Genomic DNA, 15,809 nt, shown 5'->3' on the forward strand with positions numbered 1-15,809 from the left:
TACTATATATTGTGGTTCTTATAATTGGTTTTCTTCTACTAAATCTACCTCAACTTTAAGGTTTTCAATAATAAACTTCTGGCGATCCGGAGTATTTTTACCCATGTAAAAACTTAATAAATCTTCAATCGACATTGACTTATCTAACATTACAGGTTCTAGTCTTATATCATCGCCAATAAAATGGACAAATTCATCTGGCGAAATTTCACCCAAACCTTTAAATCTAGTAATCTCTGGTTTCCCAGTTAATTTATCGATGGCATTTCTTCGTTCCTCTTCGCTATAACAATAAATTGTTTCTTTTTTATTACGGACTCTAAAAAGTGGCGTCTGCAATATATACAGATGGTTCTCCTTTATTAATTCTGGAAAAAACTGTAAAAAGAACGTAATTAAAAGTAAACGGATATGCATTCCATCTACATCAGCATCTGTTGCAATAACAATATTATTATATCGTAAATCTTCCATAGATTCTTCGATATTTAATGCCGCCTGTAAAAGGTTAAATTCTTCGTTTTCATAAACGATTTTCTTCGACATTCCATACGAGTTCAGAGGCTTTCCTTTTAAACTAAATACCGCTTGAGTATTAACGTCTCGCGATTTTGTAATAGAACCAGAAGCTGAATCACCCTCGGTAATAAAAAGTGTGCTCTCTAAATTTCTATCTTTTTTTGTATCGCCCAAATGAATACGACAATCGCGTAATTTCTTGTTATGTAAACTCGCTTTTTTTGCGCGATCCTTTGCCAACTTTCGAATACCAGAAAGTTCTTTTCGTTCGCGCTCTGCTTGTAATATTTTACGTTGTAGTGCTTCTCTTGTATCCGGATTTTTATGTAAATAATTATCCAGATATTTTCCAACAAAATCGTTTATATACGTACGTACTGTTGGTAAATCTCCACCCATATCAGTAGAACCCAATTTAGTCTTAGTTTGACTCTCGAAAACCGGTTCCATTACCTTTATTGATATTGCCGAAATAATTGATTTTCGAATATCGGAAGGATCGTAATTTTTTCCGTAAAATTCACGAATTGTTCTTACTAGAGCTTCGCGAAAAGCAGTTTGGTGCGTACCACCTTGCGTTGTATGCTGCCCGTTTACGAAAGAATGATACTCTTCGCTATACTGTGTTTTGCTATGGGTTATAGCTACTTCAATATCATTCCCTTTTAAATGAATAACAGGATATAAAAAGTCTTCTGTATTATTATTGTCCTCTAATAAATCTTTTAATCCATTTTCGGAATGGTATTTTTCGCCATTAAAATCAATTGTAAGACCAGGATTTAAATACACGTAGTTCTTCAACATACGTTCTACGTACTCGTTCCGGTACTTGTATTTTTTAAATATAGCTTCATCGGGTCGAAAAGTTACCTTAGTACCTTTTCGTTGCGAAGAATCCAATGGCCCTTCTTCTTTTATTAAATTACCCTGACTAAATTCAGCTACTTTAATTTGGCTATCACGAGAAGATTGTACTTCAAAAAAGCTCGAAAGGGCATTTACTGCTTTTGTACCAACACCATTTAATCCCACAGATTTTTTAAATGCTCGGGAATCATATTTACCCCCAGTATTCATTTTTGAAACTACATCAACTACTTTACCTAAAGGAATTCCTCGTCCGTAGTCCCGTACTTTAACAAGACCATCTTTAATTCGGATTTCTATGGTCTTCCCTGCTCCCATTACAAATTCGTCAATACAGTTGTCAATAACTTCTTTTAAAAGAATATAGACACCATCATCTGCAGATGAACCATCACCAAGTTTACCAATATACATACCAGGACGCATACGAATATGCTCTTTCCAATCAAGCGAACGAATGTTGTCTTCAGTATATTGGGTATTCTCAGCCATATTGAGGGGTTAAAAATGAAAGTTTGGCTAAGATAAGATTACTTGAAAAATAATGAAACCCCTATGTTATAAAGTAATTAACAAAGAAAAAAGCTATTTGTTGATATCAGAAAGGTTGAAAAATTGTGTTTAGCTACGCCGTTTTTTTCTTGAAACTAACGTAACACCAAAAATTACAACTAACATTCCGAAGATTTGTACGAACGTTATTCTTTCATCTAAAAAAAAGAATGCCAGCACAATTGTGGAAACTGGACCTAAACTACCGAAAATAGAAAAGGTGGAAGCTCCTAAACGTTTTATTGCCTCAGATACCATAAAAGAAGGTAAAAGTGTTGAAAATATAGCCATTGCCAATCCTAAAAAATATACTTCTCTTGGATATGAAAAAAGATTAAAGTCAGATACTATTGAGTAATGAATAATGATGCATATGGTAGATACAATCATCGCATAAGATGTAAACCGTAAAACGCCAAATTTTGGAATAAGCCAACCACTACCTACTAAATATCCAGCGTAAGTTAAAGCACTAAGAAAAATTAAAAAACCTCCCCAATAAACTGTCTCTCCAGAGATTCCTATTTCGTCCCAAAAAGTTATTAGAACTCCGAAATAGGTAATTAATATTGCCCAAAATTGTTTTCGACTTAACCCCTTATTAAAAAACAACCAAGATAATAATACCACTAAAGTGGGATAGATAAATAAAATTATACGCTCCAACCCGGCCTTTATAAACTGTATGCCCATGAAATCAAAAAGACTTGCTAAATAATAGCCAAGAAAACCAAATAAGAACAACCACAAATAATCCTTGTAAACAATTTTATCATCCTTGGTCGGTTTTGTATAAATCGCAATGGCTAAATAAAACGGAAAAGCAAATAACATTCGAAATAAAAGAAGACTCAAGTGGTCAACACCATAACCATAGGCCAACTTCACCATTACAGCTTTCGCAGAAAATAAAATTACTCCTGCTATCGCCAAAATAACGCCAATACTACTTGCTGACATTTTACTAAACATCATACTAAAATAGTACCTTATAAAAATCTTCAAGACTGTTTTAAGCGAATAATACGACGCTCAAAACTGTGTTATACATTAAACCTAAAATGCATTACATCACCATCTTTAACAATATAATCTTTGCCTTCTACACGCATTTTACCAGCTTCTTTAACTTTCGTTTCACTACCAAAATTGACATAGTCATCATAGGCTATTACTTCAGCTCTAATAAATCCTTTCTCGAAATCCGTATGAATTACTCCAGCCGCCTGTGGTGCTGTTGCTCCTACAGGAATTGTCCACGCTCGAACTTCTTTTACACCAGCCGTAAAATACGTTTCAAGATCTAATAATTTATAAGCACCTCTAATAAGTTTAGCAGAACCAGGTTCAGAAAGCCCTAAATCTTCTAAAAACATTTGACGCTCCTCATAAGTTTCTAATTCAGTTATATCAGCTTCTGTACCTACGGCCAATACCACAACTTCAGCATTTTCATTGGCCACTGCAGCTTTAACCTTTTCAACATATTCGTTTCCCGATACTGCTGCATCTTCATCTACATTACAAACATACATCACCGGTTTATCTGTTATAAACTGTAAAGGCTTTACAAATTCTGCGTGGTCATCATCTGATAACTCAATAGCACGTACTGAAGTACCTGATTCAAGTCCATCTTTTAAGCTTTGCAAAATTGCTTCTTCTTTTTGAGCTTCCTTATTTCCAGTTCGTGCAGCACGTTTAACTTTATCTAATTTTTTATCTACAGTTTCAAGATCTTTTAACTGCAGTTCCATATCAATGGTTTCCTTATCTCTTATTGGATCTACAGAACCATCAACATGAACAATATTATCATTATCAAAACAGCGTAAAACATGTAAAATAGCATCGGTTTCTCTAATGTTACCTAAAAATTGATTTCCTAGTCCCTCTCCTTTACTAGCACCTTTTACCAAACCGGCAATATCAACTATTTCAACAGTAGCTGGTAAAACACGTTCAGGAACAACTAATTCTTCTAACTTTTGCAATCTAGGGTCTGGTACATTAACCACACCTATATTAGGTTCTATAGTACAAAATGGGAAATTGGCGCTTTGCGCTTTGGCATTCGATAAACAATTAAAAAGAGTGGATTTTCCAACATTCGGTAATCCTACGATTCCTGCTTTCATTTTATTTCTAATTTGAGCGCAAAGATAGCCGTTTGTTACAAACTGAATAATGATAAAAAGGTATAATTTTTTTATGCTTATAAAGATTATTTTTTTGCGTTATCGAGAACACTCATTCTTTTTAAGTAATATATAATCAAGCATTTATAATTTGCTATATAATTTACTATATTGTAATGTTTGAGAAAATTCTTACATGGAAAGTTCAACTGATAAATCCATTTGGCTTTTATTTATTGCAGGAGATATAAATGCTTTTGCAACACTGTTTAAATTGTATTACTCTCCATTACACAATTATGGCTTAAAAATTTCAAATAATACTGTCTTAACGGAAGATTGTCTACAAAGTTTCTTTGTTTATTTATATGAAAATAGATTAAAATTAGGTAATGTAAATCATGTAAAATCTTATCTTTTTGTTTCTTTTAGAAGAGCATTATTAAAAATCCTGAAAAGAGAAAAGAAATTTACAAGTTATGAGCAAATATTTGAAAATTCAAAGTCATTTGAATTTTCAATTGAAGAACTATTGATACAGCAAGAATTTACTAAAATTAAAACTACAACCTTAACTAAATTATTAAATAGTTTAACTGTAAGAGAGCGTGAAGCTGTTTACTTAAAGTACTACAGTAATCTTAAAATAAATGAGATAGCCGAAGTGATGAGTATATCTTACCAAAGTGTTTTGAATACGCTACAAAAAGCCTTTACAAAGCTCAGAAACCTTGTAGAATCTCACGAAATAAAACAGGCTTTTAATTTAAACTAAAAAAACTTCCATAAAATAGGGTATTTCTTCTAAGCAAAGTTCTCTTTACTAAAGAAGACAATAATTATGAGCGGAAATAATCAGTCCCTATTAGAGATTTTATTAAATGATTCGTCCTTTGTAAACTGGGCAAACCAAAGCAACCAAAATGATATAGTTTTTTGGGATGAATGGATTAATAATAATCCAAAACATATAAAAACTGTTTATGCTGCAAAAGCTATTATAAATGGTATAAAATTTAATAAATCTCAATTGCCTGAAGAAAAAGTTAATAGCGAATTGAGTGCTATTATTCATAAAATTTCCACGAAAAAAAATACAAATAAAATAGGTTCTAAAAAGCGTAAGTTTTTATCCAAATTCTTAAAATTAAGCGCTCTTGCTGCAATAGGTATATTACTAATTATACTGAGTAATAATGTTTTAAATAGTTCATCCAAAGTTATTCAAAAGACCGGTTTTGGTGAAATAGTAGAGTTAAAATTACCCGATGGCACCACCGTAATCTTAAATGGTAATTCGCAAATTAGTTATGATAAAAGTAATGTTAGAAACATTGACTTAAAAGGAGAAGCATATTTTAAAGTTAAATCAATCCCATCTACTCACGCAAAATTTTGGGTAAACACAGAAGATTTAAAAGTTGAAGTTTACGGCACACAATTTCATGTCAATACTCGTGAAGAAAAAACAGAAGTAGTACTGGATGAAGGTTCAATACATCTTGTATTGGATAATGGCACTACAACTAAAATGATACCTGGTGAGCTAGTCTCTTTTTCTAAAGAAAAAAATACTGTCTCTCAAAAAAAAATATCTACAGAACTCCCCTATTCACTTTGGCGAGATGGAACTTATGTTTTTAATAACATAACGCTCGAAACAGTTATGAAAAATGTTAAGCAAGCCTATGGTGTAGATATTGAATTTATGGATGAAGAACTTAAACAACAATTACTAACTGGGGGAATACCCAATCAAAATCTAAAAATTTGCTTGTCAGCAATTGAAAAATCGACAGGAACTCGAATTGTCCATAAAGACAATAAACTAACGCTCTATAAGAACTCAAACAATTAAAACTTAACATTATGAATGAAAAAAGATTTTTAAAAATGCTATTTATAGCAGTTTTATTTATAGGAATTTCAACGTATGCAAAAGAAGAAAAAAACACGAGCAAGAAGGCAATTAAAACTGTTGCCTTAGCTGATTTTCTAAGTGACATTAGTGTTGTTCACAAAGTTTTTTTTACTTATAATCCGGCTGTTATTTCCGGTTCTAATTTAAATCCTGAAGAATTTCAATTCAATTCTTTGGTTAAAATCATTAATAAACTTGAAACGAAAACTAAATTCGATTTCGAATACCTAGGTAATAAATACTATGTTGTTCATCCTAAAAAAGTAAAGAGAACAAAAATTGCTAAATTAAATGCTCTTAGCGGACTTGGATTTACAATTATAGAGGACTTATCTATATTACAAAACACGGTTACAGGTATAGTAACAGATCAAAATGGCGAACCTTTGGCTGGTGTTAATATAGTTGAAAAAGGAACTGCAAATGGTACCTCTACAGATTTTGATGGTAATTATGAAATTACAGTAGGTGCCGATGCCACACTTGTTTTTAGTTATATTGGTTTTAGCACTGAAGAAGAAAGTGTTGCTGGTAGATCTACAATTAATACTTCACTTTCCGAAGGTGTACAATTAGCGGAAGCCGTTGTCATCGGTTCTAGAAACCCGAACAGAACTGCAACTGAAAGCACAGTTCCTGTTGATGTTATTGATGTAAAAGAATTAAACAGCGTGGCCCCTCAGGTTAATTTAAACCAGATATTAAATTATGTGGCGCCTTCGTTTACTTCGAATACGCAAACTATATCAGATGGTACAGATCACGTAGACCCTGCTTCCTTAAGAGGTTTAGGTCCAGATCAAGTTTTAGTACTTATTAATGGTAAAAGAAGACATACTTCTTCCTTAGTAAATGTAAATGGAACCTTTGGACGTGGTAGCGTTGGTACAGATTTAAATGCGATACCAGCATCTGCAATTCAAAGAATTGAAGTATTAAGAGATGGTGCCGCAGCTCAATATGGTTCCGATGCTATTGCTGGTGTTATAAATATAGTTCTAAATAAAAGCATTAATGAATTAACCGCTACGGTAACTACTGGTGCAAACTTTGCAAAGTATGCAAATGGACAAACTGGAGGTGTAGATGGCGCAACAACAAATTTTGCTGCAAGCTACGGATTAGGCATTGGTGAAAGAGGTGGATTTATTAATTTCTCTGGTGATTTTGATGTGCGACAAGATTACAGCCGAATGAAAGAATGGGAGGGTACAATTTTCAACAATTATAATGTAGTAGAACGTGTTGCAAATGCAGATGGTTATAATATTGTTAATTTGCTAGATGATGATGTTGCCGATGTTATTCAATATTCGCAAAGTGCAGGAATTAATCTAAATGGTGCAACTACTAAAGAGGAATTAAGAACTGTCTTAGGTGAAGATGCCACGGAATCTGAACTATCTGCAAGAGGACAACAAAGGAGTGATTACAACATGAGAGTAGGACAATCGGCTGTACGCGGTGGACGATTTTTTGCAAACTTTTCACTTCCATTAGATGATAACGGTACTGAAATTTACTCTTTTGCTGGAATTAGCTCAAGAACTGGTAATTCTGCAGGATTTTATCGTTTACCAAATCAAAGTAGAACTTTTACTCCTGCATATATTAATGGCTTTTTACCTGAAATTAATTCTGCTATTCAGGATAAATCTTTTTCTGCAGGCATAAAAGGTAAAATTGGCGATTGGAATGTTGATTTTAGTAACACTTATGGAAAGAATGCATTTGATTTTACGATTGGAAATACATTTAATGCTTCTTTACAAAGCTCTTCCCCAACTACTTTTGATGCTGGTGGGTTTTCTTTCGCTCAAAACACAACCAATTTAGATATCAACCAGTTTTATGATGATATTATGGCTGGTCTAAACATCGCATTTGGTGGTGAGTATCGGGTTGAAAACTACGAAATTGTTGCTGGAGAACCTGCTTCTTATCAACAATACACTGCTGATGGTACAGCCATAACATCAGCAGCACAGCAAGCATCTGAAGATTTCTTTGGAAATGCAAGACCTGGCGGTTCACAAGTATTTCCAGGATTTGGACCTAAAAATGAATTATCTCGAGGGCGTAGTAGTGTTGCGGGTTACTTTGATGTTGAAGCTGACTTTTCTGAAAAGTTCTTAACTAGTTTCGCAACGCGTTTTGAAAATTATAGTGATTTTGGTTCTACAATCAATTTCAAATTAGCCTCTAGATATAAAGTTAGCGATAATGTAAATGTTCGTGCTGCTTTTAATACGGGATTTAGAGCTCCATCCTTACATCAAATCAACTTTAATGCTACAGCAACAATTTTTGATCAAGATGGTAACCCACAAGAAGTAGGTACTTTTGCAAATGATAGTAGAGCGGCTAATTTATTGGGAATTCCGCAATTAAAACAAGAAACCTCTAATAGTGTTAGTGCTGGTTTAACAGCTAAAATGCCTGATGCAAATTTAACACTAACAATTGATGGATATTTTGTTCGTATAAACGACAGAGTTGTTTATACAGGTCAGTTTAGTGGTCCAGGTACTGGTACAGAGCTAGACAATTTATTAAGTCAGGCAAATGCCACTGCAGCGGCATTTTTTGCAAACGCTATAGACACCGAATCAGCTGGAATCGATATTGTAATTACCCATAAAGCGAATATTGGTGAAAATTGGAGGCTAAAATCTGACCTTGCAAGTACTTTTTCTAAAACACGTAAAGTTGGTGATATTAACGCTTCTGAGGTATTGAGAAATGCTGGCTTGGTGGACACCTATTTTCCTGAAGATAGTCGTGTATACTTAGAAGAAGCTGTGCCGAGAACTAAAATAAATTTATCTAATAGTCTAACTTCAGATAAGCTCGTAGTATTTCTGCGAAATGTTTATTTTGGAGAGGTTACTGAGGCAACCACAACAATTGCTAATCAACAAGTATTTGGAACAAAAATAGTTACAGACCTTTCTCTAGGATACAAAGTCAGCCCTACTCTAACTTTTACTGTAGGTGCAAATAACTTACTTGATGTTTACCCTGATATGGCTACTGAAGAATTTGGAAACCGCAGTAGTGGAAGATTTGATTGGTCTAGAAGAGCACAACAATTTGGAATTGGAGGACGCTTTTTATTCGCACGTGTAAACTTTACTTTAAAATAGATACTAACTCCCCGTTTTTATGGAAATAATCTTTCTTACATTGATTGTTGTTAATCAAAATGTGAAACGGGGTTTCCTATAAGAACATACAACTGGTTCTATACAAAAAGGAGTATTTCTAAAATTTAGAAATACTCCTTTTTAATATTGTAGGATTGACTTATTCTATGCTAAGCAAAATTTATCAATACAATAACCAAATAATTTTAACCATCAGGATGCATAAATGCCTGCTTGCCTAAAAGTACTTCTTCGCTCTCTACATTATCCTCATCAGGTATGCAACAATCAACAGGACAAACGGCAGCACATTGCGGTTCTTCATGAAAACCCATACATTCTGTGCATTTATCTGGTGCTATATAGTAAACTTCATCGCTAATAGGTTCTTGAACATCATCGGCATTTACAGACTTACCATTGGTAAGAACAACATCACCTTCTAATGAAGTACCATCTGAATAACGCCATTCATCAGCCCCCTCATAAATTGCAGTATTTGGGCACTCCGGTTCGCAGGCCCCGCAATTAATACATTCATCTGTTATTATTATAGCCATAATTTCTATTTCTAAGTGTTTAAATTCGCTTTACAGCAGAATTCTAAAAAGTAGGTAAAATCGATTTCACCTTCTTACTTTTGCAATTCTCTATTACAAAGATAAAGTCTAGAAAGATCTATCGCAAATATATGAACGACCTTAATAAAACAATTATTGCTTTTTCAGCACTAGGAGATTTTCTACGATCATTTAATATGTCATCTACCAGTGAAGATATTTGGTCGCAAAAACTGAAAGAAACTATCATTTATGCAGGACATAAAAATGGTTGGTTTAATGAAAAAAATGTGCTATATGCGTTGAAAAGCTGGGGAGATTTATTAACAGAACCACAGTTAACAAGTTGGCTTTCAACATACAATGCTTTTGATGACATTCCTGCTTTAAAACCTAAAACAGTAGCTGTAATTATGGCTGGAAATATTCCTTTGGTAGGTTTTCATGATTTTCTTTCTGTAGTCATTTCGGGTAACAAAGCCCTCATAAAGTTATCCGATAGTGATAAAGTTCTATTACCATTTTTGGCTAGCTTTTTAACAGAAAAAGAAATCACTTTAAAGAACAGCATTGAATTTAATGAAGGTAAGCTTGAAAATTTTGATGCCGTTATAGCAACGGGTAGTAATAACACGGCACGATATTTTGAATATTATTTCGGAAATAAACCTAATATAATCCGAAAAAACAGGAATTCTATAGCGGTACTTAATGGTGATGAAACTAAGAGTCAACTTGAGGCTTTAGGAAAAGATATATTTCAATATTATGGATTAGGATGCCGTTCTGTATCTAAAATATTTGTGCCTGAAGGATATAATTTTGATACCTTATTCCAAGCTGTTTTTCCATTTGGTGATATAATCAATGAGAATAAATATGCGAATAATTATGATTATAATAAGGCAGTTTATCTAATGAGTGACTTTCCAATATTAGATAATGGATTTTTAATTCTTAAAGAAGATGTGGGCTATGGTTCTCCTATAGCTTCTTTAAATTATGAATATTATTCCGATAAAGAAGCGTTAAAAAATCGATTGGAAAAAGACATAGAACAATTGCAGTGCATTGTTTCTTCGGGATTTGTGTCAGAGGAAATTGATTTTGGAACAACGCAAAGCCCTGGTTTAAATGATTATGCAGACGGTATCGATACGGTTGATTTCCTGTTAAGAACATAACATAATTCTTAGTATATAGTACCGCTAGTTCCTTAGAAATTTAAGACCTTTAGCATCCTTATTACAAAAACAAGTAACTAAACTTAATTAAGCTTAAAATGCAAAAACATAATTTTAGTGCCGGCCCATGTGTACTTCCTAAAGAAGTATTAAAAAAAGCTTCTGAAGCTGTAATCGATTTTAACGGTTTAGGACTTTCGTTAGTTGAAATTTCGCATCGAAGTAAAGACTTTGTAGAAGTTATGGAAACTGCACGTTCATTGGCTATTGAATTATTAGGTCTTGAAGGGAAAGGATATAAAGCTCTATTTCTGCAAGGTGGTGCTAGTACAGAATTTTTAATGGTCGCCTACAACCTTCTTGAAAAAAAAGCAGGCTATCTCAATACAGGTACCTGGTCTGATAAAGCAATTAAAGAGGCTAAATATTTTGGTGAAGTTGTAGAAGTAGGTTCATCTAAAGATGAAAATTTTAAATACATACCAAATGGTTATGTGGTGCCAAATGATTTAGATTATCTTCATCTTACTTCAAACAATACAATTTTCGGTACACAGATAAAGAAGTTTCCAAGTGTTGATATGCCATTAGTTTGTGATATGAGCTCGGATATCTTTTCGAGAGAGCTAGATTTTTCTAAATTCGATTTAATCTATGCCGGAGCTCAAAAAAATATGGGGCCTGCTGGAGCAACATTAGTAGTTGTGAAAGAAGAAATTTTAGGAAAAGTTTCAAGGCAAATTCCTTCAATGCTAGATTATAAAATACATATAGGAAAAGATAGTATGTTCAACACACCTGCGGTTTTTCCTGTATATGTAACAATGCTTACTTTGCAATGGTTGAAAAATTTAGGTGGTATAAGTGCTATTGAAGAAATCAATAATAAAAAAGCACAGTTAATATATTCTGAGATTGATTTAAATCCAGTTTTTGAAGGCTATGCTAATAAAGAGGATCGTTCTAATATGAATGCTACTTTTACCTTGTCTGATGATCAATTGAAAGAAGAATTTGATGCCATGTGTAAAGAAGCGGGTATTAATGGTATTAATGGTCACCGTTCTGTAGGCGGTTATCGCGCATCAATGTATAATGCACTTTCTCTTGAAAGTGTTGGAGTTTTAGTTGATGTAATGAGTGAAATGGAAAGAAAAGGATAAAAATTGGTTAACAGTTGCTGGTTGTCCATTGTTTGATTAAACACAACAAAACCAGTAACTAACAAAAGATAACCAGCAACTAACTTAAAATATGAAAATATTAGCCAACGACGGTATCTCACAAACTGGTGTAGATGCCATGCAGAATGAAGGATTTGAAGTTCTTACAACTAATGTAGCTCAAGAGCAACTCGTAAACTTTATCAATGAGAATGAAATTGTAGGTTTATTAGTAAGGAGTGCAACCAAAGTAAGAAAAGATTTAATTGACAGTTGCCCTTCCTTAAAATTAATTGGACGTGGTGGAGTTGGAATGGATAATATTGATGTTGATTACGCGCGTGAAAAAGGGTTACATGTTATAAATACGCCAGCCGCATCGTCAGAGTCTGTTGCAGAATTGGTTTTTGCACATTTATTTGGTGGGGTTCGTTTTCTTTATGACGCCAATAGAAATATGCCTTTAGATGGTGATAGCAAGTTCAAACAATTAAAAAAGAATTATGCTAAGGGTAGCGAACTTAGAGGTAAAACTTTGGGTGTAATTGGTTTTGGTCGTATTGGACAAGCCACTGCAAAAGTAGCTCTTGGTGTTGGTATGAAAGTAATTTACCATGATCCATTTATGGATGATGCTTCAATCTCACTTTCTTTCTATGATGGCCAAACCATTGATTTTAAATTTAAAAGTATTTCAAAAGATGAACTTTTAAAATCTGCGGATTTCGTTACGTTACATGTTCCTGCACAGAAGGAATATGTTATTGGCAAACCTGAATTCGAAATAATGAAATCTGGTGCAGCAATTGTAAATGCAGCTCGTGGTGGTGTAATCGATGAAGTTGCATTAATAGACGCCTTGGAAAAAAATAAATTAGCATTTGCTGGGTTGGACGTTTATGAATCTGAACCATCTCCAGAGATTAAAATTTTAATGAACCCAAATATCTCGTTAAGTCCGCATATTGGTGCAGCTACCGGTGAAGCGCAAGATAGAATTGGCACGGAACTTGCAAATCAAATTACAACGTTGTTGAAATAATTTTAGCAGGTACATCAAAAAAAATATAACTCTTTTTTTGTACATTACGTATTCAATTTTAAACACTAATTACAATGTCAGGATTATTAGATTTATTAAGTAGCCCAATGGGTAAACAATTAATTAGCGGAGTGGCAGGCCAAACAGGTCAGTCTACCGATCAAACAGGAAGCGTGTTGAGCATGGCTCTACCTGTATTGCTTGGAGCAATGAAAAAAAACGCAGCGACTCCTGAAGGAGCGCAAGGATTAATGAGTGCACTTTCTTCAGGTCAGCACGACGGTGGAATTTTAGATAATTTAAGTGGATTATTCGGCGGTGGCGTAGATCAATCTGTTATGGATGATGGCGCTGGAATTTTAGGCCATGTTCTTGGAAGTAAACAACCACAGGTTGAGAATGCATTAAGTTCTAAATCTGGTATGGATGCTGGAACAATTGGCACTATTCTTAAAGTTGCCGCACCACTATTAATGGGATATTTAGGAAAACAAACAAAAGAAAGTAATGTTAGCGATGCTAATGGTATCGGTGATTTATTAGGAAGCGTTATGGGAGGCGGTCAGGCAGCCAATAAACAACAGTCACTAATAGAATCTTTCTTAGATTCTGATGGTGATGGTAGTATTTTAGATGATGTAGCCTCTATGGCACTTGGTGGAAAAAGTGGAGGAATTGGTGGCCTTTTAGGTGGTCTTTTCGGAAAATAATCCGTTATTAATATAAATTACAAAACCGTGTATCATTTTAGTACACGGTTTTTTTGTATCTTATAAATATGAAAAAGGTGATAAAATACTTTGTGCCAATTATTCTTTTAACTTATTTAATTAGTTGTGGAACGACAAAGAACGTAGAAAATGTACCGGATATTTCCGAAGAAGAATCAGCTCTTTTTAATGAAACAGCTGGTGATACTATACAAATTGCAAATGAAGAAACAGAGTACGAGATAATAATTATTGAACCAGGATTTAATACCTGGCTTTTAAGTATTGCCAAACCTGAAGGTTACTACTCACAATCTTATCTAGAAAATAGAAATCAACTATATGTAATAAACTGGAACCAGCGGGTATTAAACCCACAACAATACAACCGAAACTTGTATGAAATGCAAATCGATTATAGTACAGGTATTGATTATGGCTACGAAGTAAATTATAAGCTCTATAATTATTTTATTTATTTCCAAAGAAAATACAAACAGAGATTAGGTCCTTTTTTACCGCGTATTTAATATAGCGTCTTATATTTGCACTGTTAAATTTAATTCATGCAAAAATTTAAAGAACGCTGGGAAATTCAACAGAATTGGCAACTTATTTTTCCCGCACTAGGTATTTTAGGAATTTTATATAGCTCTTTTAAACTTGCCAAAATTTTAACCGCAGATTTTAATTTGTTCCTAACTATTGGGGCAGCCATTATAATTTCCTTTTTACTAATAAAATTGTGCCTTTTTTTCTTTAAGAAACTTGAAAATAAATGGATTGTCGATTATCGCTGGGAAATGATTCGAATTTTTATAGTTTTTGCTATAACTGGTAGTTCAAGTGTTTTTGTGGGACGCCCTGTTATTAAATTCTTGGGAATTAATCAAGAGAACCTAAATGTTTTCGTTTACTGGGTCCTATTCATGCTTATAGGCCTTTTCTTCTATCAAATAATGTTAGTGTTTTTCGGATGGCTTTTTGGAGAATTCAAATTCTTCTGGGCATTTGAGAAAAAAATGTTACGACGCATGGGACTAGGTTTTTTATTTGATAAAAGTTAAGTTTATATTAACATAATTAACTATTAGACTATCTAATTTTGAACTGTGAAGAAGAAAAAGATATTTTATGCTTTATTCTTATTTTGCTTATTTCTTAGCAAAGTGGGTTCTTTTCATGGTTATTCACATAATGATTCACCAAATAATAAAGTTGAACATTGTGATTTTTGTCACATGGCAACTAAAAATGATATTGGTGATTTTTTAGGGACACAAAATAGTATTGAGTTTAAACCAGTAATTAATACTTTCTCAATTACTGAAATTGAATATACTTCAGAACTAATATTCACAAGTTTTCCTATAAAACTTATTAACCGACCTCCTCCTTCTAGTAATTTGTAATTTCCACCTGATTTATGTACGCCAAATTTGGGTACATCGTTTCCATTTTTTTATATTTTACTGACTATGAGAACATTAGCAATAGCATTGTTCACGATTATTGCGGCATACAACCTTAATGCGCAAGACTGCACTTCTATTTTAATAGGTGAAATTATCGACTTTCATGATAATACACCGTTGCAGAATGCTACCGTTTTAATAACGGGAACCAATAGATCAGCCAAAACTGACTTTAATGGTAAGTTTCGCATAGAAACTCTGTGCGATGGCGAATTAGAGCTCGAAATTTATCACGAAGAATGTAAAACGAAACTGATGTCCGTTTTAATTAATGGTGATACTTTTCAAAAAATTAGTTTGGAACATCATTTAGAAGAACTACATGAAGTAAAGGTTATAGGTTCTTCAATAAAAAACAAAACCAATTCAGCTTTAGAACAAACTTTAAAACTAGAAACTATTGAGCAATATAGTAGCCAAAGTCTTGGTGATGCGCTTAAAGAAATTACTGGTGTATCATCTTTAAACACAGGTGCTAATATTGTAAAACCCACAATACACGGCCTAAATGGTAGTAGAGTACTTGTTT

At 33.5% G+C, this 15,809-nt stretch carries 15 protein-coding genes; 11 read left to right on the top strand and 4 right to left on the bottom strand.

Annotated elements, in window-relative coordinates:
* Positions 1–18: 18 nt before the first annotated feature.
* From ABJF52_RS12460 to ychF, 3 genes are all read right to left on the bottom strand, one after another.
* On the bottom strand, positions 19–1,881 hold the full coding sequence (locus tag ABJF52_RS12460; protein ID WP_348150640.1) for a DNA topoisomerase IV subunit B: 1,863 nt from the start codon (positions 1,879–1,881) through the stop codon (positions 19–21).
* Positions 1,882–2,010: 129 nt separating this feature from the next.
* Positions 2,011–2,901, bottom strand: a complete 891-nt coding sequence (locus ABJF52_RS12465; RefSeq protein WP_348150642.1) for a DMT family transporter — start codon at positions 2,899–2,901, stop codon at positions 2,011–2,013.
* An 83-nt stretch (positions 2,902–2,984) separates the two neighbouring features.
* Positions 2,985–4,079, bottom strand: a complete 1,095-nt coding sequence (ychF, locus tag ABJF52_RS12470; protein WP_348150645.1) for a redox-regulated ATPase YchF — start codon at positions 4,077–4,079, stop codon at positions 2,985–2,987.
* Positions 4,080–4,275: 196 nt separating this feature from the next.
* On the opposite strand from ychF, the gene ABJF52_RS12475 reads away from it, so the two are divergent.
* From ABJF52_RS12475 to ABJF52_RS12485, 3 genes are all read left to right on the top strand, one after another.
* Entirely contained in the window at positions 4,276–4,854 is a 579-nt protein-coding gene (locus tag ABJF52_RS12475; protein WP_348150648.1) for a sigma-70 family RNA polymerase sigma factor, read from the top strand.
* Positions 4,855–4,920: 66 nt separating this feature from the next.
* Entirely contained in the window at positions 4,921–5,937 is a 1,017-nt protein-coding gene (locus ABJF52_RS12480) for a FecR family protein (protein WP_348150650.1), read from the top strand.
* 11 nt (positions 5,938–5,948) lie between these two features.
* On the top strand, positions 5,949–9,146 hold the full coding sequence (locus tag ABJF52_RS12485; RefSeq protein ID WP_348150653.1) for a TonB-dependent receptor: 3,198 nt from the start codon (positions 5,949–5,951) through the stop codon (positions 9,144–9,146).
* Between the two features lie 206 nt (positions 9,147–9,352).
* Here ABJF52_RS12485 and ABJF52_RS12490 read toward each other — a convergent pair whose 3' ends face one another.
* Positions 9,353–9,706: a 4Fe-4S dicluster domain-containing protein gene (locus tag ABJF52_RS12490; RefSeq protein WP_348150655.1), complete on the bottom strand. Its 354-nt coding sequence runs from the start codon at positions 9,704–9,706 to the stop codon at positions 9,353–9,355.
* 131 nt (positions 9,707–9,837) lie between these two features.
* On the opposite strand from ABJF52_RS12490, the gene ABJF52_RS12495 reads away from it, so the two are divergent.
* The 8 genes from ABJF52_RS12495 to ABJF52_RS12530 all read left to right on the top strand — a co-directional run.
* Complete coding sequence (locus tag ABJF52_RS12495; RefSeq protein WP_348150657.1) at positions 9,838–10,890, top strand: acyl-CoA reductase; 1,053 nt, start codon at positions 9,838–9,840, stop codon at positions 10,888–10,890.
* A gap of 98 nt (positions 10,891–10,988) precedes the next feature.
* Positions 10,989–12,053 (top strand): 3-phosphoserine/phosphohydroxythreonine transaminase, encoded by a 1,065-nt coding sequence (serC, locus tag ABJF52_RS12500; RefSeq protein WP_348150660.1) that lies wholly within the window; start codon positions 10,989–10,991, stop codon positions 12,051–12,053.
* 91 nt (positions 12,054–12,144) lie between these two features.
* Positions 12,145–13,095, top strand: coding sequence for a D-2-hydroxyacid dehydrogenase (locus tag ABJF52_RS12505; RefSeq protein WP_348150663.1), 951 nt, complete (start codon positions 12,145–12,147; stop codon positions 13,093–13,095).
* A 74-nt stretch (positions 13,096–13,169) separates the two neighbouring features.
* Positions 13,170–13,805: a DUF937 domain-containing protein gene (locus tag ABJF52_RS12510; RefSeq protein ID WP_348150665.1), complete on the top strand. Its 636-nt coding sequence runs from the start codon at positions 13,170–13,172 to the stop codon at positions 13,803–13,805.
* A 68-nt stretch (positions 13,806–13,873) separates the two neighbouring features.
* Positions 13,874–14,335, top strand: a complete 462-nt coding sequence (locus ABJF52_RS12515) for a DUF6146 family protein (protein ID WP_348150668.1) — start codon at positions 13,874–13,876, stop codon at positions 14,333–14,335.
* 36 nt (positions 14,336–14,371) lie between these two features.
* The gene (locus ABJF52_RS12520; RefSeq protein WP_348150671.1) at positions 14,372–14,872 is read left to right on the top strand and encodes a DUF6787 family protein; all 501 of its coding nucleotides are present in this window, start codon (positions 14,372–14,374) and stop codon (positions 14,870–14,872) included.
* 45 nt (positions 14,873–14,917) lie between these two features.
* Positions 14,918–15,217: a hypothetical protein gene (locus ABJF52_RS12525; protein ID WP_348150674.1), complete on the top strand. Its 300-nt coding sequence runs from the start codon at positions 14,918–14,920 to the stop codon at positions 15,215–15,217.
* Positions 15,218–15,283: 66 nt separating this feature from the next.
* On the top strand, positions 15,284–15,809 hold a 526-nt coding region (locus tag ABJF52_RS12530), incomplete at its 3' end, for a carboxypeptidase-like regulatory domain-containing protein (RefSeq protein ID WP_348150677.1).

The sequence above is a fragment of the Aurantibacter sp. genome, assembly GCF_039941195.1.
GTDB lineage: Bacteria > Bacteroidota > Bacteroidia > Flavobacteriales > Flavobacteriaceae > Aurantibacter_A.